The following is a 23,158-nucleotide window of genomic DNA, read 5'->3' on the forward strand; positions in this document are numbered from 1 at the left end:
AATGTAGGATTGGCGCGATGAATGACAAGCTAATCCACCTGCCGGTTCTCGCCCCCTGTTCCGCCGATGCGGGCTATCGGCTGGCAGGGCTGTAGGCGGCCAGGAACACCTCGACAGCGCTGCTGATCCTTTCATGCGTCTCGCGATCGCCCGGGATAGCGCCAAAGCGCCGTTCGAGATCGCCCATGCCCTTGCACATCGATACGAACTGTTCGGCTGCAAGCGAAGGGTCGGCGATTTCGAGTTCCCCCGCAGCGCAGGCATGGGCAAGCCATTTGCTGAACGCGTCCTTCATCCGCCAGGGCCCTGCTTCGAGAAAGGCGCGCCCAATGGCAGGATCGCGCTCGGTCTCAGCAGCGATACGGCGTTCGAACTGGATCATTTCCGGGCGCGACAGGAAGGCCACCATCGCCTTGCCGAGTTCGGCCAGCCTCTCGCTGATCGAGCCCGACGGCTGGGCTCCCAGAGCGAGCAGGCCGCGCATCCGGGCGCATTCGCGCTCGACAGCGGCCTTGAACAGGCCGCGCTTGTCATCGAACTGGTTGTAGATCGTGACCTTCGATACGCCTGCCAGTGCGGCCACCTGCTCGATCGATGTCGCCGCATAGCCGGCGGCGAAGAATTGCTGCGAGGCGGCATCGAGGATCGCCTCGCGCTTGGCCGGGTCTTGCGGACGGCCGGACTTGCGTTTTTGACGCGGTTCGCAGGCGGTTGACAAGCTGAACGGCTCCGTTCAATTAAACGATACCGTTCAATATTGCCTTTGCGCACCTCGTTCGCAAGCCCTTCGTTACGGGAGGTACCAAGCCATGCTCTGGATAGCGATCCGCATGCTGACGGGCGATGCGCAGAAATTTTACGGCCTGCTGTTCGGTATCGCGTTCTCCACGCTGCTGATCACCCAGCAACTGACCATCTTCATCAACCTGATCGAGCGCGGGGCGAGCGGCGTCTACAACGCTCCCGAAGTCGAGGTCTGGGTGATGGATCCGGTAAGCCGCACCACCGATGTCAGCTTCGCCATGCCATCGACCGCGCTCGAAGCGGTGCGCGCCGTGCCCGGGGTCGAATGGGCCGTGCCCCATCTTCGATCAGCGGCATCGGTCCGCACGAGGAGCGGCGATCTTGAACAGGTGGCAATAATCGGGGTGGATGACACCACCCTCATCGGCCTTCCCGCAAATCTTTACGATGGGACCAAGGGCGCGCTTGCGCAGCCGGACACGGTGATCATAGACGATGGCGGCAAGTACAACATGTTCGGCGCTGATTACGACGTGATGGGCGAAAGGCTCGAACTGAACGACCAGCGAGCGGTGATCCGCGGGATCGCCGACGCCCTGCCGTCCTTCACCAGCACTGCGGTGCTGTACACCAAGTATTCCCAGGCGCTAAATTACGTGCCGGGCACCAGGAACCGGCTCAGCTTCGTGCTTGTCGGCACCAGCGAAGGTGTCAGCGCCGGTGAAGCGGCACGGCGGATCGAGGAGCAGACGGGACTGAAGGCCGAAACGCGCGACGAATTCGCTCAGGCGGGGATCGACTTCATCGTCGAAAACACCGGCATTCCCACGAATTTCGGGATCACCGTGGTCCTCGGCTTCGTGGTGGGCGTTGCGATCGTGGGCCTCACCTTCAGCCTATTCATCCGCGACAACATCCGCCAGTTCGGCGCCCTGAAAGCGATCGGCGTCACCAATTCCAAGATTGTGCGCATGGTCGCGGTTCAGGCCGGGCTGGTGGGAGCGGTCGGCTATGCGCTGGGAGTGGTGGGCACGGCGCTGTTCATCTGGGGCTTCAGCGGCAACCCGTTCTTCAAGGGCTTTTTCATTCCCTGGCAGGTCCCTCTTGCCAGCCTCGGGGCGGTCATCGTGATTCTTGCGATCACGGGCTGGCTGGCGCTGCGCAGCGTGCTTTCAACCGAACCCGCATCGGTGTTCCGATGACAGCGTCGCACCACAAGAAGCGCGAGGCCGGGACCGCACCAGCCGCGATATGCGCGCGCGGCATCGTCCGCGATTTCAAGGCGGGGCAGACCACCTTGCGCGTTCTTCACGGCATCGACACCGACATCCTTCCTGGCGAGATGACCTATGTCGTGGGCGAAAGCGGATCGGGCAAGACGACCCTGATCTCGATCATGTGCGGCATCTTGTGGCCGACCGAGGGCGAGGTGGAAGTCTTCGGCACCGATATCTATGCCTTGAACGACAGGCAACTGGTCGATTTCCGCCTCGAGAACATCGGCTTCATCTTCCAGCAGTACAATCTCATCCCCTCGATCGATGCGGCAGCCAACGCGGCGGTGCCGCTGATTGCACAAGGCATGGATATCACCCGGGCGCGCGAAAAGGCGACGCTGCTCCTCGACAAGCTCAATATCGCCGACCAGGCCGAAAAGCTTCCCGGCCAGCTTTCGGGTGGGCAGCAGCAACGCGTCGCCATTGCCCGCGCGCTCGTCCACGAGCCGCGGCTCGTGGTGTGCGATGAACCGACCGCGGCGCTCGATGCCAGTTCGGGACGGCGGGTGATGGACCTGCTCCGCGAGGTAGCGATCGCACCCGACCGCGCCTGCATCATCGTGACCCACGACAACCGAATTTTCGACCTCGCCGACCGCATCCTCGTGCTCGAGGATGGGCGCATCATTCACGACGGCACCGAAATGCCAGCTGACCAATAGAGGACATTATGGCCCTGCTGCCTTCGCCAATCAGTTTCTCGCGCCATGTCCTTCCGGTCATCGCGCTGATCGGGCTTGCCCTTGCCGCGGCCTATATCTTCGCCAGCCAGCCCGATCACGCGCTGAGCGAGCCCGCCAACCAACCGCCCAAGGCCAGCGGCGAGCTCGCCGAGTCGAGCCGGGTGGCCGGATCGGGCATCGTCGAGCCATCGAGCGAGGTGATCGCCATCGGGTCCGCATTGCCAGGCCTGGTCACCTCGGTGCGCGTGGCGCCGGGCGACCGCGTCGACAAGGGCCAGCCGCTGTTCACCATCGATGACCGCGCAGTGCGCGCGGGGCTGCGCGAGGCCCGCGCATCCGTCAGCGAGGCACGCGCCGCGATCGCCGAAGCGCAAACCGCAAGCCGCACCGCGCGCGAGCAATTGGCGCTCTATCGCGAGGTATCGGATCCTGCCGCGGTCAGTCGCGCCGAGGTTATCCGCGCCGAAGGCGAGGCGAGCGCCGCTGCCACCCGGCTGCAACTGGCGCGCGCCCGGCTGAGCCAGGCGCAGGCTCGCGTGTCGACGGCCAGCACCGAACTTGGCCGCCTGACCGTGCGCGCCCCGATCGCCGGCGAAATCCTGGCAGTGAACATCAGGCCCGGCGAATACGCGGCGACACAGGGCGGCGGACCCGCGGCATTTATCGAGATGGGCGAAACGCGGCCGCTGCATGTCCGGATCGATATCGATGAAAACGAAGCGGTGCGGGTCGATCTCGGCGCGCCGGCGCTGGTGTCACCGCGCGGCGCGGCGCAGCACCAGGTCGAAGCCACCTTCGTGCGCGCCGAACCCCAGGTGGTGCCCAAGCGCTCGCTGACCAACAGCGCCTCGGAAAGGGTCGATGTGCGGGTCTTGCAGCTCATCTATGCCCTGCCCCAGACAGCAAAGACGGACATGTTCCGGGTCGGTCAGCAGGTCGATGCCTTCATCGCCGCCGATGACGGACCGGGCCAGGACTGATGCGACGCGGCGCCTTCATCGCCATTCTCGCGGGCCTGACCGCGGGGTGCGCCCACGCCCCCCTGCCCCAATCGGCAACCGGCCAGCCCGAGCTCCCGCAGACCTTCTTACATGCGCCCGACAATGCGTCCGCGCGCGCTCTCGATACGCTTCTGCCCATCGACGATGCGAGTTTCCTCGACCTGGCGGCCTCCGCACTGGATTCCTCTCCCACCCTCGGCCAGGCGCTGGCTCGCATCGAATCCGCGCGGGCCAGCGCACGCCGCGCCTCGGCAGGCCGGCTCCCGCAATCGAGTGTCACCGGGAACGTGACGGTATCTCGCACCAATCCGGGACAGTTCGGGCAGAACAACCCCTTCGCCGCTCTCATCGACACCGAGCAAATCGCCTATGGGGCCAACGTCGTCGCCAGTTGGGACCCCGACATTTTCGGCCAGTTGCGAGCGAATGAGCGCTCAGCGATAGCGCAGCTCGAAGCTGCGACGGCATCTGCCGCCGCGGTCCGGATCGCGCTGCTCGCAGAAATCGCAGCGAGCGTTACCGACTGGCGCACGCTCGATGCGCGCCTCCTCTACGCCCGGCGCGATCTCGCCGCTGCCAACCAGATCGCAAGCCTTTTGCGCATACGTCAGCAGGCCGGACTTGCCACAGGAATCGACCACCATATCGCCGAAGCGCAGGCCGATGCCGCGCGCTCGCGCATTGCGGCGCTCGACGATGAAAGGGTTAGGATCGTGGCACGGCTGGTCGCCTTGACAGGGCAAGATGCGCACTGGGTCAATTCGACATTGCAGCAGGGTGGCCCGACGCCGCGCCCGCGTGTCGCGCCGGCCAGCCTGCCTTCGCAATTGCTGATGAATCGCCCCGATCTGCTCGCTGCGAGCGCGCGCCTCGCCGCTAGCGACGCAGCGCTCGATGCAGCAGCCCGCACGCGCTTTCCCAAGCTGACCCTGTCAGCGGCGCTGGGCCTCCTCGCCTTCGATCCGGGCGATCTATTCGATGAACAATCGATCGTCGGTTCGCTCGCTGCCGGAATCGCGGCGCCCTTGCTCGACTTCGGGCGGATCGAGGCCGAGATCAACAGGGCCGAGGCCGAGAAGATGCTCGCCTTCGAAGCGTATCGAGGCGCGGTCTTCCAGGCTCTGGCCGATGCCGAAGCGGCCTATGGACTGGTCGAGACCAGCGACAGGCAAGCCAGCCATGCCGAGGCCGAACGCGAAGCGCTCGAACGCGCGACGTCGCTCGCCAATGCGCGTTATCGCAGCGGGCTGTCGAGCCTGGTCGAGGTGCTCGAGGCGCGCCGCGCCGCCGATGCGAGCGGCGAACGCGCCGCGCTCGCACTTGGCCGTGCGGAGCGCGCGCGGATCCTCCTCTGGCAAGCGCTTGGAGGCGGTGAATTCGGCGCGGTCGATTATCCCACGACCCGTTCGACCAGCCAGTAAGCGCCGGTAACCCCGATCGCGTAAGTTGCCAATTTCAGGGCACGGGTCTCGAGCATGCGTGGGCCGCGTTTGAGGGCCGCAAGAATGGCAATTATCGCGGCAATCACCAGCAATTGCCCGGCTTCCACTCCCAGGTTGAATGCCAGGAGCGCGCTCGCGACCTCGCCTTGCGGCAAACCGATATCCGCAAGGGCGCCAGCAAAACCGAAGCCGTGAAACAATCCGAATCCAAAGGCCACCAGCCAAGGGTAGCGCCGCGTCCAGGTGACGCGGTCCGGATTGCGCATCACCAAGGCGACTTCGACCGCAAGAAAGACGATCGAGAGCGCGATCAGCGCCTCCACCGGTCGGCTTGGCAGTCCCGTATAACCTAGGGTCGTCGCCACCAGGGTTATCGAATGCGCCACGGTAAAAGCTGTTGCCGCCTTGATGACCGGCCACGGAGCGCGGACAAGCAGAACAAGTGCGATGACAAACAGGAGGTGGTCCCAGCCGAGCAGGATATGTTCAGCCCCGATGACCAGATAATCAGCGAAAACAACGCTCCGATCGGGCGCGGCGAGGATTCGGGCAACCGGGGCCTCGGCGGTGAGCCGGAAGGTCTGGACCGGTCCGTCGAGCGGCACATAGCGCGCAATCGCATCGGCGCTGCCAACCAGTTCGCTAAGCCCGAAACTAGCGCCGGCAAGCGCGCTGTCGCAGCGCAATGCAGCGCGGCCCAGGAGAGCCAGGGACGCGGCGCGCTGTACCGGTTCGCCCTGCATGGCGCATCCTTGGGGGATCACCGGCTGCGCAAGCGGTGCCGCATTGGGCGCCCGCGAGGAGGAGACCGGCAGCTTCCATTCGAGCACCCATTCGCCCGCCTCCCTTTCGGTCATTTCGATCACGGCGGGACGCAATTCGTCAGCGCCAAGCGGCGCGGCGATGAATGCCAGGACAAGCGCCATGATCGCGCGCGCGAGGTGTCTCACCTGTCAATCTCGATCCGGTAGGCGCTCTTGAGTATTTCGAAGGCCCTCGCTTTTCTCGCCTCGATTGCGGCACTGCGCCAATCGCTTTCGACACGGCTGCGCACGTCTTCGAAACGGGCAGGCGCAGCGCGGGTCCGGGTCAGGCGAACGAGGTGCCAGCCAAAGCCGGAAGGGATCGGTCCCTGCCATTGATCGCTCGGTTCGAGACTTGAGAGAGCGCGCGCGAACTGTTCGCCGAACAGGTTAGCGATCTCGCGCAAGGTCTTGTCCGCAAGGCTTTCGGGAAGGCTGATCGGCTGTCCCCGCACAGGTCCAGATCGCGCAGCACCGGCCGCCTCTACGCTGGTGAAGAACGCCTGTTCGAAGCTTACCAATTGCTCGCCGCCATAGCGATCGGCATTGTCTTCGTACCATGCGCGCAAGACCTCCTCCGATGGCTGCGCCGTTTCAGCTGCCGCGGTGGCGCTCATGTCCATCTTGGCCACCATGCGCTGGCGAACCACGGCATCGCCCTGGTCGAGCCCGAGCCGGATCGCTTCCCGGTAGAGCACTTCGTCGCGGACGAACTTGTCGATAGCCGCGTCGAGTTCCGCGTCGGTGGGCGGGCGCGCCATGACGCGTTCGAAGCCGAGAGCGATCCGTGCCTGTTCGCTCTCGTCCACCGCGATGATGCGCGAGGCCGGTTCGACCGGCTCGGCTGTCCAGGCAAGAGCGGCATAGAGCAGCGCTCCCAGCCCGAGAAAATGGACCAGCGGTTCGCGGGTCCAGTCCGGCAAGTCCACGCGTGCCCCCTAGCTTTGCGGTTTGAGCCAGATCGGCGAGGTATAGGCGCGTTCCTGCGCGACCGCATCGGCCATGGCCTCCTCAGACAATTTGAAACCGAACCGCACCGCGTCGAAAAGCGGCCAGCGGGGCGTCGGGATCTCGATCACGCGGACGTAATAGAAGGCACGTTGGCCCGGCGCATAGTCCGGGTCGGTCCAGGTGGCGCGCAATTGCGCTGCCCCGATATCGTTGGTGTAGCTTGCATCCTCGCGGTTCACCGTGTCGCCCACAGGCGTAACCCCGTTCGCTGTGCGAGGGCGGGTTTCCATGTCACTCCAGACCACGTCATAGACCCGCTCGCGCATTTCGCCCGACGGGTCGAGCCAGCCTTTCACCATCTGGACGCGGTCGAGATTGGCACCGTCGGGGTCCTTCAGTGCGCTGACGAGGAAACTGGGCGCCTCCCCGGTACCGGCAAGCTCGCCGCCCATCGGTACCCCGCGGCCATAGCCTTCGCGCACCCAGTCGCCGGCCCAGTCATCATCGGTGAAATCGAATCCGCCGAAGACCCGAACGGTCATTCGTGGCCCCGTCGTGGCATAGACCTCGCGCCGCTGGAAGGCGTCGAAGATTTCCGCCCGCGTATTGCCCCGCGCCCAGGCCGCCGCATAGCCGCCCGCCAGGTAATGCCAGCCGAACCGGCCCACCCGTGTGCCGAGGTTCTGCGGCGCCATGGCCCGGCTTTCGTTGTTGAATTCGTTCCCGGTATGCTTGCCCCAGAAATTGTCTTCATCGCCGGTTGCCAACGCGGTGTGGCTGTCGGTCGATCCGATCATGCCGAAGGCATAGGGGTTCACGCCAAGCTGCGCCTCGAGGCTCAACCCGCGCAGCAGTGCCGAGCGTGCATAGGAGCCTGCACGCATCGAATCGTCGGTCTCTCGAGTCAGCGGAAGGTTACCGAGTTCCCAGCCCTTCACCCCGAAGCCCGCCATCTCGTCATTGGGAGACAGGAAGGGGTGGGTTTCGCTGTCACCCTTGATCTGAGTGACCTCGACGACCGGCTCGCGCTCGGCGCGCTTGGCCGCGTATTCGGCCGTCATCGGGGATCCGTCGGGCATCGTCGTCTCGAACATCAGCCCGTTTGAAAGGTTCGAATTGTGCGGAATGGCGATCGCGCGGCCTCCGGTGGTTGCCTCGTAGGATTCCAGCGCGTCCCACAATTCCTCGGCCGATGTGCCGATGCCGGGAACGGGAAGAACCTGACCGGTCCGGTCCGAACCATCGCGAAACATCACGACCCGATGAAGGTTGTTGCCATCAGGCATCGCGGTCCATTCGTATCCGGCAAGAGCGGTAAAGGTGCCCGGCTCGTTATACCGGTCGAGCAACCCGAGATGCGTGGTCCACAAGTCTCTCACTGCTTCGGCCGCCCGCTCGGGATCGGCCAGTGCCTCGGGCACTTCGCCATTCGCCGCGGCAGTAATCAGTTCGCCCACCGCTCGCTGCGATTGCTCGGGGCTTTCGTGCATCATGTCATACCAGCGAAGGACGGTCTCGTCTCCCAGCACCCAGTTCACGTACCAGCGCGGCGCATCGTAAAGTCGCCGCGTCGCGCCCAGCGCATCGGAGTGGTCGGCAATGACGAGAAAATCGAGCGGCCGTGCAAGCTTCGCCTCGGCTCCGGTGGTGGCGGTTACTGCGTCTCCGCGTGCGAAGCGCAGCGCCGCCTCCGGGCCAAGGCGCACGCCGAAGCCGAAGGCATCGACCGAATTGTCCGTGTGCAGGTGAGTGTCGCCCCAATAGGGTCGGTCGGGAAATTCGGCGAGTTCGATTGTGTTCTCGCCGTCGCCGGTCTGTGATGCGTCAAGAGACGGTTCGCTATCGCAACCCGCCAGCAAAAGCGGAAGCGCAATTGCTCCCAGCACGATCCGATCTGCCTGCATCACCCGCCTCCCTCTCCAGTCCCTCACAACGATGTTGCACACGGAACTGACCAAGCGTCAAGCGTCACAGGGACAGCAGGCTTCCCGAGGCATTGTCGGTGAAGCAGTACCAGTAGACGAACAGGCCCACAGCGCCTGCCGAGACAATCCATGCGCCGAGCATTGCAAGCCCGTCGCGGACCATGATTGCGAGGCTGATGATGGCAACCGCGATCATCGGGGCCGCGCTTGCCCAGGGGAGCACTTCGAGCGGCGGGACCATCAGGCACAGAACGATAATTATTCCGGCGGCGACCTTCAGGGCCGGCCCCCGCGCCAAAGGCGTCAGACGGCTCTTGGCAAGACCATCCAGCTTCCGCGCCGGTTTATCGAGCTTCCCGGTCGCCTTTTCCAGCTTTTCGGAAGACACCGATCGCTCCGCGATCCAGCCGGGCAACCAGATGTGATCGCGCCCGAAAAGCAATTGGGCCGCGACGATGGCAACGCAAAGGGCGAGGAATGTGGGCACACCCGGTATGACGCCGATCGGGCTTATCTCGAGCAGGGACAGGACCAGCATGACCGGCGCGAAACTGCGCGTGCCGAATTGGTCGAGCACGTCTGCCACGCGGATCGTGCGCTCGTGCTCGGCGAGATCCTCGAGCCCTTCGACGACGTCCTCGATCGAATGCGGTTCGCTGGGTTCTCCCTGTGCCATCCCCCGATCAACGCTCAGCCGGCCAACTATTTCCGATCACGCCCCCTTTTTGCGGAGCAATGCCGATCGCTCGCAACGGCATACCACCTCGTCCCGCTGGTTCGTAAGCTCGTGAACGAAGGTGACGATACCGGCTTGTGGCCGCGACTTGCTTTCGCGCAATTGCGTGACTTCACTCGCCGCGCGCAAGGTGTCGCCAATGAAAACCGGCTTGGGCGTGACGACCTTGTCGAAACCCAGATTGGCGACCAGCGTGCCCAAGGTCGTGTCCCCCACCGACAGCCCGACCAGAAGCGCGAAAGTGAAGGTCGAATTGACGAGAATCTGGCCAAACCCGCTTTCCTTCGCCGCCTCGAGGTCGAGGTGAAGCGGCTGCGGGTTGTGTGTCATCGTCGAAAACAGAAGATTGTCGGTCTCGGTGACCGTCCGGCGGATCTCATGCTCGATCCTGTCACCCACGTTCCATTCGTCGAAAAACCTGCCTGCCATCGTTTATCCTTTCGTCCAGCCGGCAACGACCTCTGCGCCATCGTCATCGCTCGGGCGAATCGCGCCCGGCGTCCTGTCGAAGCGCGGCGCGGGTGCCGTATGCCATTCGCCGTCGCGTTCTGAATAGGCTTCGCGCGCTTTCATGTGGGGATGTTCGCGCGCTTGTGACAGTTCGAGCACCGGGGCAAAGCAGGCATCGGTCCCTTCGAGCAGCTCGGTCCATTGGGCCTGAGTTCTCGTCTTGAACAAGGCGGCCATCTTCTCGGCATAGTCATCCCAGTTGTCCGGGACCATCTGCCCTTGCGCAAGCTCGTCAGGCGCGCCGGTCTTCGCGAGCAGCTCGGCGTAGAATTGCGGTTCGATCGCCCCGACCGAAATCTCGCGCCCGTCAGAACAGGCAAAGCAGCGGTAGAAATGCGCAGCGCCGCCGAGCATGCCCTTGCCGCGCTCGGTCGTGAGAAATGTGCGCCCACCTGCCCCGCTGAAAAAGCTCATCAGGCTGGTCACGCCATCGACGATTGCCGCGTCTACCACCTGGCCCCTGCCCGAGCGTTCGCGTTCATAAAGCGCCGCCAGGATACCGAAGGCGCAATACATCGAACCGCCGCCGAAGTCGCCGACGAGGTTCTGCGGCGGGACCGCCGGTTCGCCCGCCCGCCCGATCGCATCAAGCGCGCCGGTGATCGCGATGTAATTGATGTCGTGGCCCGCGGCGTGAGCAAGGGGGCCTTCCTGTCCCCAACCGGTCATCCGGGCATAGACGAGGCGCGGATTGGCGGCGATCAGCGGCTCGGGCCCCAGGCCCAGCCTTTCCATCACACCCGGGCGAAACCCCTCGATCAACACATCGGCGCGGGATGCCGCATCGAGGCAAAAGGATTTGCCTTCCTCGGACTTGATATCGACCGATGCCCGGTGACGTGCGCGTTCGACCACCGGGTTCGAAACAGGCGATCCCGGCCGTTCGATACGGACGACCTCGGCCCCGAGGTCGGCAAGCAGCATGGCGACGTGTGGCCCCGGTCCGATACCAGCAAATTCGACGACCTTCAGGCCCGAAAGCGGGCCGGGATGTTCACTCATCGATTGATCTCCTCGCCCCTCCTTGGCCGGTGGGTCGGCGCGGCGCAAGGGCGGCATTGACTTGGCAAGGCTGCGCACAATAATGGCCCATCGCGCCCTAAGCCGTGCCCCGGCGCCATCTCGCAAATAACGCGCAATTCGAGGATCCTCCCGTGTCCGTCACAAACCGCAAGGTCCTTGCCGTCGCATCGACGGGTGGACACTGGGAACAGCTCATGCTGCTGCGCGAAACGCTCGACAAGTTCGACACGCGCTATGCCACCACCGATGCAAGGGCGGCGCGGCAGCGGCATATCGAAGATGCCGTAATCGTTCCGGACTGCAATCTCGACCGGCCGCTTGCAACTTTGTGGTGCGCATTGGTTTCGCTTTGGACGGTGGTCCGGATTCGTCCTCAGCGGATAATTTCGACCGGTGCGGCGCCCGGCCTGCTGATGATCTGTGCCGGGCGGCTCGTCGGGGCGAAGACCCTGTGGATCGACAGCGTGGCAAATGGCGAAAGGCTTTCGCTGAGCGGACGGCTCGCAATGCGCATTTCGCACCAATGCCTGACCCAGTGGGAACACCTGTCGCACGAGACCGGCGCGGGATATGCAGGAGCGGTCCTGTGATCCTGGTGACGGTAGGGATGCAGCTCGGCTTCGATCGACTGATCGAGGCGATGGACGCGCTTGCTCCGAGCCTGAACCACGAGGTTATCGCACAGATCGGAAAGGGCTCGTACCAACCGCGCAACATGGATGCGCGCAGCGAAATTGCGCCGGATGAATTCGAAGAACTCGTCAAACGGTGCGACGTGATCGTCAGCCATGCCGGGATCGGCACCGTCCTGACAGCGCAGCGATTTTCCAAGCCTATCGTGCTGTTCCCGCGCCGCCATTCGCATGGCGAACACCGGAACGATCATCAGGTCGCGACTGTACGCCATCTCGAAGGACGTTCCGGCATCGTCGTTGCCATGGACGAGACCGAGCTGGCGGCGGCAATCGAAATGGCTCGCCAGATCGGAGCCGCTCATGCGGTCCGGTCGCCAACCGCCAGCCAGCTGCACGAGGCTGTTGCCCGTTTTATCGAGACCGGCGCGATCTGACGCAGGCGCGCTTTCCGTCTGGAGCGCGGCTCGCCGCGGCCTCTTAAACCTAACGGGATTTTTACCATTGTGGGTCCATGTTCCGCGCGCAAAACGCGTAGGAATTTGAACTTATGAACGCCCCTTTCGATGCGGCCACCGCCTTCGGGCCGGAAGCCGCTATCCAGCCAGCACCCGACCACCAGGTCGCTGTGATCGGTCTGGGCTATATCGGCCTTCCAACGGCTGCCGTCCTGGCGAGCCATGGCTGGAACGTGTGCGGCGTCGATGTTTCCGAACACGTGGTGGACACCGTCAACGCCGGCAAGGTACATATCGAGGAGCGCGATCTCGACCGGCTGGTGTGCGAATCGATCGAAAGCGGAAAACTCGTCGCCTCGACCAGCGTTCCGACCGCCCATTTCTACATGATCGCGGTGCCCACCCCACTGACCGGCGACAAGGAGCCCGACACCAGCTACGTCGAAGCCGCCGCTCGCGCCATCGCCCCCAAGGTCCTGCCCGGTGCCTGCGTCATCGTCGAAAGCACCTCGCCCGTGGGGACGACCGAGCGGGTGGCCCAGATCATCGCCGAGGAACGTCCCGACCTGAAACTGCCGGTGTTCGGCTCCGACGAGGCCGGCGACATCGCGCTGGCCTATTGTCCCGAACGCGTCCTGCCGGGCAAGATCGTGCGCGAACTCACGCAGAACGACCGCGTCATCGGCGGGATCACGTCCGACTGCGCGGCCCGCGCCGCGGCGCTCTATTCCAGCTTTGTCGAAGGCGATTGCCATGCGACCAATTGCCGGGTGGCCGAAACGGTCAAGCTGGTCGAAAACAGCTATCGCGACGTCAATATCGCCTTCGCCAACGAGCTCAGCGTGATTGCCGATGACCTGGGCGTGGATGTCTGGGACGTCATCGCGCTCGCCAACCGCCATCCCCGGGTCGACATCCTGCAGCCGGGACCAGGTGTGGGCGGGCATTGCATCGCTGTCGATCCGTGGTTCCTCGTGGCTTCCTCTCCCAAGACCGCGAGGTTGATCCGGACGGCGCGTGAAGTGAACGAATTCAAGGCCGTCTATTCCGAACGCAGGATCCGGGCGCTGGTCGATGCTGTTCCCGACGGCAAGGTCGCGCTGCTCGGGCTCGCTTTCAAACCCGATATCGACGATTTCCGCGAGAGCCCGGCGATGGAAATCGCCCTGAGCCTTGCCAGGACGCGTGGCCGGCGGATCCAGGTGGTCGAGCCGTTCGCCGAGCAATTGCCGAGCGGTTTTGCCGGCACCGGGGCACAGCTGGTCAGCCTTGACCACGCGCTAGAAAGCGCCGAGATCGTCGTCGTGCTCGTCGACCACACCGCTTTCAAGCACCTGGTGCCTGCCGATCTGGCTGGAAAGCTGGTCTATGACGCGCGCGGAATGCTGAAGAAATGACACGAGACCGCGGCAAGCCGCGTATCCTGGTCACTTTCGGAACGCGGCCCGAAGCGATCAAGATGTTCCCTGTTGTCGAGGCGCTGCGCAAGCACGGGGGCTTCGATGTCCGCGTGGCCGTGACCGCCCAGCACCGCGAAATGCTCGACCAGGTCCTCGCTTTTGCCGGCATTCGCCCCGATGTCGATCTCGACCTGATGCAAAAGGGCCAGAGCCTCGATGCCCTGAGCGCGCGCATCGTCACCTGTTTCGGCGAAGCGCTGGATCGCGAAAAACCCGATCGGGTGCTGGTTCACGGCGACACCCTGACCACGATGATGGCCAGTCTCGCCTGCTATTTCAGGCGCATCCCGGTGGGCCATGTCGAGGCGGGTCTGCGCAGCGGGGACATCTACGCGCCGTGGCCCGAAGAGGTAAACCGCATGGTGACCGGCGTGATCGCCGATCTCCACTTTGCTCCGACACGGACCGCTGCCGAAGCGCTCATCGCCGAAAACGTCCCGGAAGATTCGATCCATGTTACCGGCAATACTGTGATCGACGCGCTTCTGGCGGCGCGGGCACGGATCAGGGACAACCCCTCTCTCGCCCCTGGTCTTCACGCCCTGCGCGAGCGGTTCGCTGGCCGCAAGATCCTCGCCGTGACCGCCCATCGGCGCGAGAATTTCGGCGAGGGTATGCACGCGATCGCTCGGGCGCTGGTAGAGCTGGCAAAGCGCGATGACCTGGCAATCATATATCCGATGCATCCGAACCCGAATGTCGAAAGCGTGATGCGCCCTGCCCTTGAAAATCTCGACAATGTCGCGCTGATCGATCCGCTCGATTACCTCGAATTTGTCGCGCTGATGGATGCAAGCGAGATCGTGCTCACCGATTCCGGGGGCATCCAGGAGGAAGCGCCCAGCCTCGGCAAGCCGGTCATCGTCATGCGCGAAACGACCGAAAGGCCCGAAGGTGTGGCGGCGGGAACGGCCTTGCTTGTCGGGACCGATACCAATGCCATCATCAATGAAACCGCGAGGTTGCTGGACAACCCGGTCGATTATGCGGCGATGGCACGCGCTCACAGCCCTTACGGCGACGGAACGGCATCCAAGGCCATCGTCGAAGCTATCGCCGAACGGATGGGTACACGGGCCTAGCGCCGGGCGCGGCGCACGACCTTGGTATATGCGAGGGCTGCAACCATGATCGCGAGCCCCAGGCCCAAATCGATAAACCAGTTGAGCTTGAGAGGCCCGTAGAGAGCGGCGTCGATCCAGTGAAACGAAACCAGCCGCAAGGCGATGAGAAGCACCATTGCGGCGCTGCCCCCAGCTGCCGCCACGGCGATCTGGTTGCGCCTGCCGCGCAGGCTGGCCCGGATCCGGAAAACCAGGGCAAACCCGCCCAATGCGACGAGGACGATGATCGCAGAGGCAATCAGTCGCTGCATTTCCCGCCGCCCATCATAGACCATTTCGCCGCGCAATTGTTCGCGCATGACCTCGCGCAATATGTCTTCGACGGCGAGCACTCTCCAGGCAATCAGAAAAGCGAATAGCACGGCAATCGCGAAAAAGACCGACCGGTGCCAGCGCGCCTGGCGCGATTGCACGGCGATGCGCCCTGCATGGATGCTCGCACCGGCGACGGCGGCATAAAAGAATGCGGCGAACAGGCTGAGCGCTGATGGTTCGATCAATGGCAGCTCCAGTCTGGCTGTTGGGTTGCCCGACGCAGCTAACAAATGCGCGGCGCCTTCACAACTCACCGGGCATCACCAGGCGGCATGCGATCGCCGGAGAAATTGCTGCCTGCATGGCGCTGTGTCCCATCGTCGGAACGCCGGTTTCCTAGCCATTGCGCTTGGCTATCCAAACGTCTAAGCGATATCCCGTAATTCTAGGAGAGCTTAATGGTACTGTTGAAGACTGGCTTTGTTCGCCTTTCCCTGGGAGCAATCGCTGTAGTTTCTCTTGGTGCCTGCGCTTCTTCGCCAGAACCGGTGATCGGCGCGGCGGCAGCGACCCCGCGTGCGGATCTCGGCCAGGCCGGCTATCAGCAGATGCGGTCGCAGACCTATAACCTGCGACCTTCCGACCGGATCTCGATCAACGTGTTCCGCGAACCCGATTTCTCTCTCGAGACAGTGCAGATCGGTGTCGAGGGCAATGTCTCGATCCCGATGCTCGGCTCGATCCGCGCAGCCGGCATGACCGCCGCGCAATTCGAACAGGATGTGACGCGTCGTCTCGAGGCGGTCGGTCTTCGCAGCCCGATGGTGAACGTGAACATCACCGAATATGCCTCGCACCTCGTCACGGTCGAAGGCGCGGTGGACACACCCGGCGTCTATACCTTCCAGCCGGGCGCGCGCCTGTCATCGGCAATCGCCCTTGCCGGCGGGGTCGAGCGCACGGCTCGTACCAAGGATGTTGCCGTGTTCCGTGAAACCCCTGAGGGCGTCATGATCGCGAAATTCGATTATGGCCAGATAATGCAGGGCACGATGCTTGATCCCATCCTCGAACCGAGCGACCGCGTGGTCATGGGCACCGACGGGCTGTCGGTGTTCTGGCAGGATTTCCTGCGCGCCCTGCCGGCTTTCGGAATTTTTGCCGGCCCGGCACTGAACAATTCATCTAACTGAACCAAAACATGAATGATCGTTCGATTATCGAGGCGCCCGACCACGGACCGCGCCAAGGCTGGATTGATTCCTACATGCCCGAGGGCCAGCTTGCGCAGCAGAGTGCTTCGCAGCAGCTGATTGACCTCTCGGCCGTTCGCGGAATCCTCTATCGCCAGCGTTGGCTGTTCGCATTCGTCGTGCTCGCGGCAGCGATCGCCGGCCTCGTGATCACCCTGCTCGCGACCCCAATGTACGAGGCCCGTTCGACTGTCCGGGTCGAACCCTACGGCCAATATATCGTCGAGGGTCAGGACATTGAGGGCGGTATCGCCAGCAACCAGGTTTTCGACTTTCTCCAGACCCAGATCGCGGTGATCGAGAGCCGCAGCCTTGCCGGAGTGGTGGTCGACCGCCTTAATCTTGACGAGCGCGACGCGCTTCTGGGAGCCGAGTTCGATTCCACCCGCCCGCCGGGCCTCGATGACGATGAGTGGAGCCGCACCAAGCGCGAGGCCGCCGTCAGCCTGCTGCAAAGCTCGGTTTCCGCGGCGCTTCCCGATGAGAACTGGGTGATCACGATCAGCTACCGGTCTTCGGACCGGGTGCTGGCAGCCGAGCTTGCCAACGCCTATGCCGACGCATTCGCGGAATCGGACACGCGCGGTTCGCTTGAAACCAACGAATACGCGCAAGGCTATCTGCAGGACCAGATCGAGACGATCAGGGTTCGCCTTGAGGAAGCCGAACGCGCGGCGAACGATTACGCGCGCAGCACCCGCATCATCGTGCAACCCGGCATAGATGAAACCGCGGCGCCTGCGACCCTGACCTCTGCCAACCTCGCGAGCATCAATTCGCGGGTCTCGCAGGCGCGTGCCGCACGGATCGAGGCCGAACAGCGCTGGCGGGCCATCCAGTCGGTGCCTGCTGCGCAGCTTCCCGAAGTCCAGACCAATCCTGTCCTGCAAAACCTCGTCACCGACCGGATCGCCAAGCGCACACAGCTGGTCGAGCTTCGCCAGCGATACAATGACGATTTCCCGCAGATCAGGAACCTGCTCGAACAGATCCGCATACTCGATTCGCAGATCGAACAGAGCGCCAACGAGATCAAGTCCACGGTCCGCAACGAATTCGTGGTCGCCCGTAACCAGGAACAAGCGCTCGAGCGCGAGCTTGCAGGCCTCACCAACGACACGCTGGCCGAGCAGGACAACCAGGTCCAGCTGAGCGTTCTCGAACGCGAGGCCGAAGCGCTGCGCGGGCAACTCCAGTCGCTGCTGACGCGCTACAACCAGATTTCGAGCGCTGCCAATGTCGATACCGGCGCCTTCGTCAAACTCGACAACGCGACGATCCCCACCTCGCCATATTCGCCGAGCCTGCTGCGCAACATGACCATGGCATTGCTGGTCGGGCTCGGGCTTGCGGGCGGGCTTGCGCTGCTTCGCGAGACCTTCGACGATCGCATCCGCTCGCTCGAGGAAGTCGAGGACAAGCTCGGCCTCTCGCTGTTCGGTCAAACCCCCTATGTCGATGACCGGGAAATCGAGGTTTCGGGCAATGACCTGAGCGCCCTGATGGAAGCCTACGCATCGATCAGGTCGACGATCGACTTCTCCTTGCCGCGCGACCGGAGCGTCCTGCAACTGACCTCGACCGAGGCATCGGAAGGCAAGTCCACAACCGCCGTCATCCTGGCCGAGCTATTCGCACGCATGGGGCGCAAGACCTTGCTGATCGATGCCGACCTTCGTCGCCCGTCCATCGCCAAGCTGCTTCACCTCGGCAAACCCAAGGTCGGCCTCGTCGAGGTCCTGCTGGGCCATACCGATCTCGAAACGGCTCTCGTCAAGGGGGTGCACGAAAACCTCGACATCCTTCCCATCGCCGAGATTCCGGCCAATCCGACCGAGCTTCTTGCAGAACCCTATCTGCGCGACCTCATCGCCAATGTTCGCGACGACTATTCGCTGATCATCTTCGATTCGTGCCCGGTCATGGGTCTCGCCGATGCGCCGATGGTCGCACGTGTGGTGGATGGAACGATCTTCGTGATGGAAGCCAACCGCATCCAGTTCGGCAAGGCCAAGGCGGCCAAGCGCCGCCTGCTCGCGGGCGGTGCAAAGATGCTAGGCGTGATCCTGACGAAATACCGCGCTCTCGAAGCCGGGCAGGATTACAACTACCAGTACGGCTATTATCAATATGGTCATGACTGATCTGGGGTACGTCATGCGCGCAGGTTTGGTGATTACCCCGGCGCCGACGTCACCTATCATCTGATCGCATCGTCGGACCGATGACCGCCCGCATCCTCCATGTCAGCGCCGACTTTCCCGACCCCGTAGAGCCCTTCAAGACGCCGGTCATAAGAAGCTTCATCGAGCTGACCGCAGACCGGTTCGACCATCGCGTCGTTTCCATAAACCGCAAAGGGCCGCATTTCTGGGAAGCGGCACGTTGTGCGATCGGCGCGATGCCAATCGGCGCTGAGATCGATTCCGTCGCATTCGAACACGGAACAGCTCTGAGCTATGCGGCGCCTGGGCGCGGAATAATGCACAAGGTGATGCTCGACCGATTGGGCGCACATATTGCAAGCCGTGTCAGCGCGGCAGACCGAAAGCCCGATCTCCTGGTCGCGCACAAGCTCACCGTCGAAGGAATCGCCGTAGCCGAAGCCTCGAAGCTGACGGGCCTGCCCTTCGCTCTCACGATACAGGGGAATACGGACCGCAAGATCCTGCGCGCACGCCCGGATCTGCATCCGCGTTTCCGCGAGATCTACCGCCATGCGAAGACGGTCTTCGCCTTTGCGCCTTGCGCCCGCGATGCCGTGATCGAAATGCTTGGCGAACGTGACGACCCGATCAGATTGCTGCCCTGCCCAACCGACCTCGACACCCCGATCGCACCGCGGGTGACGCGCGGCGAACTGGTCTCGGTCTTTCATCTGAAAAACCGGAAAGTGAAAAACCTGGGCCGGCTCGCCGAGGCCACCAGAATGCTCGGCAAGGAAGGTTTCACCCGGCCGCTCGCGATCATCGGAGGCGGCGAAACCAACGATTTCGAAGCCTGTAGGACGATCACTGGCGAGAGTGACCTGATCGACTTAGCCGGACCGCTCGACCGCGCGGCGCTGCGCGACCGGCTCAATGCGGCGTCTGCCTTCGTAATGCCCTCGGTCGCGGAGTCCTTCGGGCTCGTGTTCGTCGAGGCGCTCTTCGCCGGCCTACCGATTATTTATCCCGCGAGCACTGCGATCGACGGATATTTCGACGGCCTGCCTTTTGCAATCGCGGTCGATGCAGGTTCCCCGCGGGCGATCGCCGATGCCATGCGTTATGCCGTCGAAAACGAGAGCGAAATGAAGGGCTCACTCGCCGAATGGCAACATTCGCCGGCCTCCGAGCGCTTCCGGCGCCCCGCGATTGCCGCCGCTTTTGCCGACGGTCTGTCAGTCGCGCTTCGATACTGAGACTGTCAGTAGCCGCGCAGCCATTCGTGGCGCGCATTCCAGATCTTGCGCCATTCCTCCGCGTCGCCGCGGTTCTTGCTGACCAGGCCGATCAGCTTCGAGGCAAGGCGGCGGTTCGCGATCCAGAACCACATCAGCGCACGGCCGATCGGCTTGAACGCTGCCGGCCAATGGTCGTCGATCAGCGAAACGCGCGCTTTCATCAGCCGGATCTGCTTTTCGCTGCGCAGATTCGTCGAGGCACCAACCAGATGCATGATCTGAGCATCGGGCGTGATCATCGGGCGATAACCCCGCTCGGCGGCGCGCAAGCACATGTCGGCTTCCTCGCCATACATGACATATTTGCGGTCGAACCCGCCAAGCTCTTCCCACAAGGCACGGCGGATCATGAAAAAGCAACCGACGACTATATCGACCTCGCGCACGCTGTCCCGGCGCCAACCGCCGATCGCCTCGTAATTGAAGACCGGCGAGTCCGGGAACATGCGGGAAAGCCCGAAGGCCTGGCAGAACAGGCTCCACGGAGTGGACTTGCGCCAGCACGATGCCGGATTGAGCGATCCGTCGGGAAACACCGTGCGGCCGCCGACGATCCCGGCCTCCGGATGCGCCTTGGCGAAACGCAGCAGGTTCTCGATGGCGCGCGGATGGGTTTCGGTGTCGGGATTGAGAAGCAGCAGCCACTCGCTCGTCGCCATCTCAGCGACGCGGTTATTCGCCAGGGCGAAACCGATATTCTCGTCATGCGCGATCACTCGGAGGCCGGGAAATTGCTCGGCGATTGCCTCGGCCGATCCGTCTTTCGAATCGTTGTCCCAGACCACCACATGCATCGACACATCGCCGGCGTTATCCAGCAGGGTCTCGATGGCCTTCAATGTGAGATCTCGCGTGTTCCAACTCACGATGATGACCGTGACTTCGGCCTGATCGGGTGACGTGAGCTCGGGCCGCGCACAGCAGGTTTCTGGCGTGTTCATCGACGGGTTTATAGCGTTGCAGTGATGGATCTGGCCAGCGCTCATCTCGCGATCGAAGATGCCCCTGCGACCCGTGGCGCGGCGCTGAATTGACGAGGCACGAATGTCTTTCCTACACTAAAAGTTCTACTTATGTTCGCGGGTCGAACCCAAGGAGAATGACCATGCCGCAAGACAAATTCGCATCCACTGACAGTGTCACCGCCCCTGCTCGCGACTGTTTTGGCATCGTCCCTGACGACAATGCCGACCTGACGGTCGTCCCCAAGGCAATCTATATTGGTACTGGCGGCGATCTGGTTCTGCAGGGTGTGGATAGCGATGCCGACGTCACCCTTCGCAATCTCCCCAGCGGCGTCATCCTCGATATCAGGCCTTCGGCGATCCGCCAGGCGGGCACCACCGCTGCCGACATCGTGGGCCTGCTGTGATGCCAGGCTTTGGCTTTGGCGCAGGCTTTGGAAGCGGAGGGTCGCGGCGGGCCGCGTTTCCGTTCGGGCTAGCCGGAAATTCACTGCTCACGCCAGGCGCCGGCTGGACGGGCGCGGCTTCGAGCGGGTTCTCCTCGATCCCGGCTGATCCCGTCCGGCAGACAGCCAAGCCGGTTTGCCGGATGCTCGAGCCTCCCCGGCAGACCGTGACGGGGGCCAAGGTGATCGGAGTCTTTGCCGCCGCAAACGAGAATGGCTCGCTGCTCGAAAACCTGGGATTGTCGCATGTCCGCTTTCATTGCGAAGGCGACACGGTCACGGTCGACGCGCCCGCGTTCCGCACCTTTTCGCGCCCTGACGGCAGCACCTATTCGATATACGGATGGTGGGTTACGCTGACCAAGCCTTCGAACCGCACAGGCATTGCCGACATCTATGTCGAGGCGGTGCCCAGCGACGCAATCATGCAGAGCCGGGTGATCGGTCCGTATCCCTTCGTGATGGCCGCGACTGCCCATGATTTCGAGGTGACCGTTGCTGCCGGAGGCGGCGCCGATCACACCACCATGGCAAGCGCCTTTGCTTTCCTGCGGGCCCAGGATGCCCAGCATCCACGGATCACGGTGATCGAACCGGGGACATATGACCTCGCGAGCGGCGGATCGCATCACGGGGGAGGCTATTGCACGATCGAAGCGGCAGCGCCGGTGACTTTCCGGCAGGATCCTCCCGCCCTTCCGTTCGATTTCACCCGCATGCGGCCGCAATATGACCGGCTGCACTTCAAGGGATCGAACATCACCATCGACATGGTGGAATCGCTCGAATTCTATACCGAAAGCACTAGCCGCCATCATTGGCTCGACGGCTGCAACATCGTCCAGAGCCGCGGCCGCGACGATCTGTGGCGGATGCGACCGCGCAACATCGTGCCCTCGCTGTTTCGCGGCGGCGCATATTTTACCGATTGCATCATCAGCGACGTCAATGATTGGGGCGACAAGTCTGCACTCGCGCGCGGCAACCGCACGTCGGCCACCTGGGCAGACGCCTTGCAGGATGCGACCTGCGCGATAGCCAACACGTTCGTCGACCATTCGAGCGCGCCCTATTACGCGAATATCGACGCCATTTCGCTGCAATATGTCGGTGCCGCGTCGAGCGCGACGATCTCGCTGTCCGGCAACAACGCATCGAACCTGCGCTCGCTGACGCTGATGGAAGATGGTGTCGCGGTTGCGAGCTTCGTTATTGAATCCACCGAACAGGCCTATCGCGATGCCACCAACTACTCGGTGGCCAATGTCGTCGACTTCATCAACGCCCAGCCGGACTGGACGGCAACCTTGCTCGACAACAGCCGATTTGCCGCCGCGCTTTCGTTCCCGGGCACCACCAACGGGGCTGGCTTTACCGATCTCGACGCCAAAAGCAGCGCAATCACCCTGCCCACGCATTTCGACATTCATTCCGACCTTTACCAACTTCCCAACCTGGGGTCGGTGCGGGAAAACGTGGTGTTCGCCTTCAACACCGGCTGGCAAATCGATGCGCAGGACATGCTGGTCACAGGGTCCGGCGGGATCAACGATGCAGCCTTTGTAGGAAACGCTTTCTTCAACAAGCTCGGATCGCTCGACGAAGGCCTGTCTTCGCAGCTCAACAACGATCACAGTCACGTGATTTTTGCCCACAATTCGCTGCCGACACAGAAACTGCTCGTCCGGCAGGACAGCGACTATGACGGGGATGGTTACACCTTGATTGCAAACAATGTCACGCGCGAGCTGAATATCAGCGGCGGCTCCGCGGTCGATCCCGATGTCATGCTGATCGGCAATCACGTGACAGCCGATGGCACGGCCCCTGACGGCGGCGTCGATACCAGCCTGGGCGGCGACCACCTGTCCCTGTTTTTTGACGCGACCAACGGCAATTTCGCGCCCGCCGGCCTGTTGCTTTCAAACCTCAAGACGCCGGTCATCGCTCCGGCCCTTGCGGATACGCTACGCGAAGGAGCGGCCCCGGCGGGCGCTGCCCTCTGATCAGGCAGCCGATTCAGGC

Annotated in this window: 22 protein-coding genes; 13 read left to right on the forward strand and 9 right to left on the reverse strand. The window is 63.2% G+C overall.

Annotation, left to right across the window (positions count from 1 at the left end; all coding sequences use genetic code 11):
• Window positions 1–73: 73 nt before the first annotated feature.
• On the reverse strand, window positions 74–718 hold the full coding sequence (locus ACKTSM_RS00210) for a TetR/AcrR family transcriptional regulator (protein ID WP_407875138.1): 645 nt from the start codon (window positions 716–718) through the stop codon (window positions 74–76).
• Window positions 719–809: 91 nt separating this feature from the next.
• Here ACKTSM_RS00210 and ACKTSM_RS00215 point away from each other — a divergent pair, with 91 nt between their 5' ends.
• Genes ACKTSM_RS00215 through ACKTSM_RS00230 form a run of 4 tightly spaced genes read left to right on the forward strand, consistent with a single transcriptional unit; the run spans window position 810 to window position 5,126 of the window.
• A complete protein-coding gene (locus tag ACKTSM_RS00215; RefSeq protein WP_407875139.1) occupies window positions 810–1,946 on the forward strand; it encodes an ABC transporter permease in 1,137 nt (378 codons plus the stop codon).
• Window positions 1,943–2,683 (forward strand): ABC transporter ATP-binding protein, encoded by a 741-nt coding sequence (locus ACKTSM_RS00220; protein ID WP_407875140.1) that lies wholly within the window; start codon window positions 1,943–1,945, stop codon window positions 2,681–2,683. The genes ACKTSM_RS00215 and ACKTSM_RS00220 overlap by 4 nt, the downstream gene beginning before the upstream one ends.
• A gap of 8 nt (window positions 2,684–2,691) precedes the next feature.
• Entirely contained in the window at window positions 2,692–3,684 is a 993-nt protein-coding gene (locus tag ACKTSM_RS00225) for an efflux RND transporter periplasmic adaptor subunit (RefSeq protein WP_407875141.1), read from the forward strand.
• Window positions 3,684–5,126 (forward strand): efflux transporter outer membrane subunit, encoded by a 1,443-nt coding sequence (locus tag ACKTSM_RS00230; RefSeq protein ID WP_407875142.1) that lies wholly within the window; start codon window positions 3,684–3,686, stop codon window positions 5,124–5,126. Before ACKTSM_RS00225 ends, ACKTSM_RS00230 begins: the two co-directional genes overlap by 1 nt.
• On the opposite strand, the gene ACKTSM_RS00235 is transcribed toward ACKTSM_RS00230, so the two are convergent.
• The 6 genes from ACKTSM_RS00235 to ACKTSM_RS00260 all read right to left on the reverse strand — a co-directional run bounded on the left by ACKTSM_RS00235 (window position 5,096) and on the right by ACKTSM_RS00260 (window position 11,074).
• Window positions 5,096–6,097, reverse strand: a complete 1,002-nt coding sequence (locus ACKTSM_RS00235; RefSeq protein ID WP_407875143.1) for a HupE/UreJ family protein — start codon at window positions 6,095–6,097, stop codon at window positions 5,096–5,098. The genes ACKTSM_RS00230 and ACKTSM_RS00235 overlap by 31 nt on opposite strands.
• Complete coding sequence (locus tag ACKTSM_RS00240) at window positions 6,094–6,879, reverse strand: peptidyl-prolyl cis-trans isomerase (protein ID WP_407875144.1); 786 nt, start codon at window positions 6,877–6,879, stop codon at window positions 6,094–6,096. Before ACKTSM_RS00240 ends, ACKTSM_RS00235 begins: the two co-directional genes overlap by 4 nt.
• 9 nt (window positions 6,880–6,888) lie before the next feature.
• Window positions 6,889–8,805: a DUF3604 domain-containing protein gene (locus ACKTSM_RS00245; protein ID WP_407875145.1), complete on the reverse strand. Its 1,917-nt coding sequence runs from the start codon at window positions 8,803–8,805 to the stop codon at window positions 6,889–6,891.
• A 64-nt stretch (window positions 8,806–8,869) separates the two neighbouring features.
• Window positions 8,870–9,502 carry an exopolysaccharide biosynthesis protein gene (locus ACKTSM_RS00250; protein ID WP_407875146.1) on the reverse strand — a complete coding sequence of 211 codons (633 nt, stop codon included), beginning with the start codon at window positions 9,500–9,502 and terminating at the stop codon, window positions 8,870–8,872.
• A 36-nt stretch (window positions 9,503–9,538) separates the two neighbouring features.
• A complete protein-coding gene (locus tag ACKTSM_RS00255; RefSeq protein ID WP_407875147.1) occupies window positions 9,539–9,991 on the reverse strand; it encodes a MaoC family dehydratase in 453 nt (150 codons plus the stop codon).
• A gap of 3 nt (window positions 9,992–9,994) precedes the next feature.
• Window positions 9,995–11,074, reverse strand: coding sequence for a CaiB/BaiF CoA transferase family protein (locus ACKTSM_RS00260; protein WP_407875148.1), 1,080 nt, complete (start codon window positions 11,072–11,074; stop codon window positions 9,995–9,997).
• Window positions 11,075–11,226: 152 nt separating this feature from the next.
• Here ACKTSM_RS00260 and ACKTSM_RS00265 point away from each other — a divergent pair, with 152 nt between their 5' ends.
• The 4 genes from ACKTSM_RS00265 (at window position 11,227) to wecB (ending at window position 14,727) form a co-directional block, all read left to right on the forward strand.
• A complete protein-coding gene (locus ACKTSM_RS00265; RefSeq protein ID WP_407875149.1) occupies window positions 11,227–11,685 on the forward strand; it encodes a glucuronosyltransferase in 459 nt (152 codons plus the stop codon).
• Entirely contained in the window at window positions 11,682–12,164 is a 483-nt protein-coding gene (locus ACKTSM_RS00270) for a glycosyltransferase (protein WP_407875150.1), read from the forward strand. The genes ACKTSM_RS00265 and ACKTSM_RS00270 overlap by 4 nt, the downstream gene beginning before the upstream one ends.
• Window positions 12,165–12,277: 113 nt before the next feature.
• A complete protein-coding gene (gene wecC, locus ACKTSM_RS00275; RefSeq protein WP_407875151.1) occupies window positions 12,278–13,582 on the forward strand; it encodes a UDP-N-acetyl-D-mannosamine dehydrogenase in 1,305 nt (434 codons plus the stop codon).
• Window positions 13,579–14,727, forward strand: coding sequence for a non-hydrolyzing UDP-N-acetylglucosamine 2-epimerase (gene wecB / locus ACKTSM_RS00280; RefSeq protein ID WP_407875152.1), 1,149 nt, complete (start codon window positions 13,579–13,581; stop codon window positions 14,725–14,727). Before wecC ends, wecB begins: the two co-directional genes overlap by 4 nt.
• On the opposite strand, the gene ACKTSM_RS00285 is transcribed toward wecB, so the two are convergent.
• Entirely contained in the window at window positions 14,724–15,269 is a 546-nt protein-coding gene (locus tag ACKTSM_RS00285) for a hypothetical protein (protein ID WP_407875153.1), read from the reverse strand. The two genes, wecB and ACKTSM_RS00285, sit on opposite strands and share 4 nt — an antisense overlap.
• 213 nt (window positions 15,270–15,482) lie before the next feature.
• Here ACKTSM_RS00285 and ACKTSM_RS00290 point away from each other — a divergent pair, with 213 nt between their 5' ends.
• The 3 genes from ACKTSM_RS00290 to ACKTSM_RS00300 all read left to right on the forward strand — a co-directional run bounded on the left by ACKTSM_RS00290 (window position 15,483) and on the right by ACKTSM_RS00300 (window position 19,680).
• Window positions 15,483–16,217, forward strand: coding sequence for a polysaccharide biosynthesis/export family protein (locus ACKTSM_RS00290; protein WP_407875154.1), 735 nt, complete (start codon window positions 15,483–15,485; stop codon window positions 16,215–16,217).
• Window positions 16,218–16,225: 8 nt separating this feature from the next.
• Window positions 16,226–18,421, forward strand: a complete 2,196-nt coding sequence (locus ACKTSM_RS00295; protein ID WP_407875155.1) for a GumC family protein — start codon at window positions 16,226–16,228, stop codon at window positions 18,419–18,421.
• Window positions 18,422–18,771: 350 nt separating this feature from the next.
• Window positions 18,772–19,680, forward strand: coding sequence for a glycosyltransferase family 4 protein (locus ACKTSM_RS00300; RefSeq protein ID WP_407876380.1), 909 nt, complete (start codon window positions 18,772–18,774; stop codon window positions 19,678–19,680).
• 5 nt (window positions 19,681–19,685) lie between these two features.
• Here the strand turns inward: ACKTSM_RS00300 and ACKTSM_RS00305 are convergent, their stop codons facing one another.
• The gene (locus ACKTSM_RS00305) at window positions 19,686–20,663 is read right to left on the reverse strand and encodes a glycosyltransferase family 2 protein (protein WP_407875156.1); all 978 of its coding nucleotides are present in this window, start codon (window positions 20,661–20,663) and stop codon (window positions 19,686–19,688) included.
• Window positions 20,664–20,827: 164 nt separating this feature from the next.
• Here ACKTSM_RS00305 and ACKTSM_RS00310 point away from each other — a divergent pair, with 164 nt between their 5' ends.
• Both ACKTSM_RS00310 and ACKTSM_RS00315 read left to right on the forward strand, forming a co-directional pair.
• Entirely contained in the window at window positions 20,828–21,094 is a 267-nt protein-coding gene (locus ACKTSM_RS00310) for a hypothetical protein (RefSeq protein ID WP_407875157.1), read from the forward strand.
• A 182-nt stretch (window positions 21,095–21,276) separates the two neighbouring features.
• Window positions 21,277–23,139, forward strand: coding sequence for a hypothetical protein (locus tag ACKTSM_RS00315; protein ID WP_407875158.1), 1,863 nt, complete (start codon window positions 21,277–21,279; stop codon window positions 23,137–23,139).
• Window positions 23,140–23,158: the final 19 nt, after the last annotated feature.

The organism is Qipengyuania nanhaisediminis, assembly GCF_045862805.1.
Lineage (GTDB): Bacteria > Pseudomonadota > Alphaproteobacteria > Sphingomonadales > Sphingomonadaceae > Erythrobacter > Erythrobacter nanhaisediminis_A.

Coding starts and splice junctions, on each gene's coding strand:
- ACKTSM_RS00215 (WP_407875139.1), top strand. CDS start 810: ATGCTCTGGATAGCGATCCGCATGCTGACGGGCGATGCGCAGAAATTT.
- ACKTSM_RS00220 (WP_407875140.1), top strand. CDS start 1,943: ATGACAGCGTCGCACCACAAGAAGCGCGAGGCCGGGACCGCACCAGCC.
- ACKTSM_RS00225 (WP_407875141.1), top strand. CDS start 2,692: ATGGCCCTGCTGCCTTCGCCAATCAGTTTCTCGCGCCATGTCCTTCCG.
- ACKTSM_RS00230 (WP_407875142.1), top strand. CDS start 3,684: ATGCGACGCGGCGCCTTCATCGCCATTCTCGCGGGCCTGACCGCGGGG.
- ACKTSM_RS00245 (WP_407875145.1), bottom strand. CDS start 8,805: ATGCAGGCAGATCGGATCGTGCTGGGAGCAATTGCGCTTCCGCTTTTG.
- ACKTSM_RS00250 (WP_407875146.1), bottom strand. CDS start 9,502: ATGGCACAGGGAGAACCCAGCGAACCGCATTCGATCGAGGACGTCGTC.
- ACKTSM_RS00255 (WP_407875147.1), bottom strand. CDS start 9,991: ATGGCAGGCAGGTTTTTCGACGAATGGAACGTGGGTGACAGGATCGAG.
- ACKTSM_RS00260 (WP_407875148.1), bottom strand. CDS start 11,074: ATGAGTGAACATCCCGGCCCGCTTTCGGGCCTGAAGGTCGTCGAATTT.
- wecC (WP_407875151.1), top strand. CDS start 12,278: ATGAACGCCCCTTTCGATGCGGCCACCGCCTTCGGGCCGGAAGCCGCT.
- wecB (WP_407875152.1), top strand. CDS start 13,579: ATGACACGAGACCGCGGCAAGCCGCGTATCCTGGTCACTTTCGGAACG.
- ACKTSM_RS00290 (WP_407875154.1), top strand. CDS start 15,483: ATGGTACTGTTGAAGACTGGCTTTGTTCGCCTTTCCCTGGGAGCAATC.
- ACKTSM_RS00295 (WP_407875155.1), top strand. CDS start 16,226: ATGAATGATCGTTCGATTATCGAGGCGCCCGACCACGGACCGCGCCAA.
- ACKTSM_RS00300 (WP_407876380.1), top strand. CDS start 18,772: ATGCTCGACCGATTGGGCGCACATATTGCAAGCCGTGTCAGCGCGGCA.
- ACKTSM_RS00305 (WP_407875156.1), bottom strand. CDS start 20,663: ATGAACACGCCAGAAACCTGCTGTGCGCGGCCCGAGCTCACGTCACCC.
- ACKTSM_RS00310 (WP_407875157.1), top strand. CDS start 20,828: ATGCCGCAAGACAAATTCGCATCCACTGACAGTGTCACCGCCCCTGCT.
- ACKTSM_RS00315 (WP_407875158.1), top strand. CDS start 21,277: ATGCTCGAGCCTCCCCGGCAGACCGTGACGGGGGCCAAGGTGATCGGA.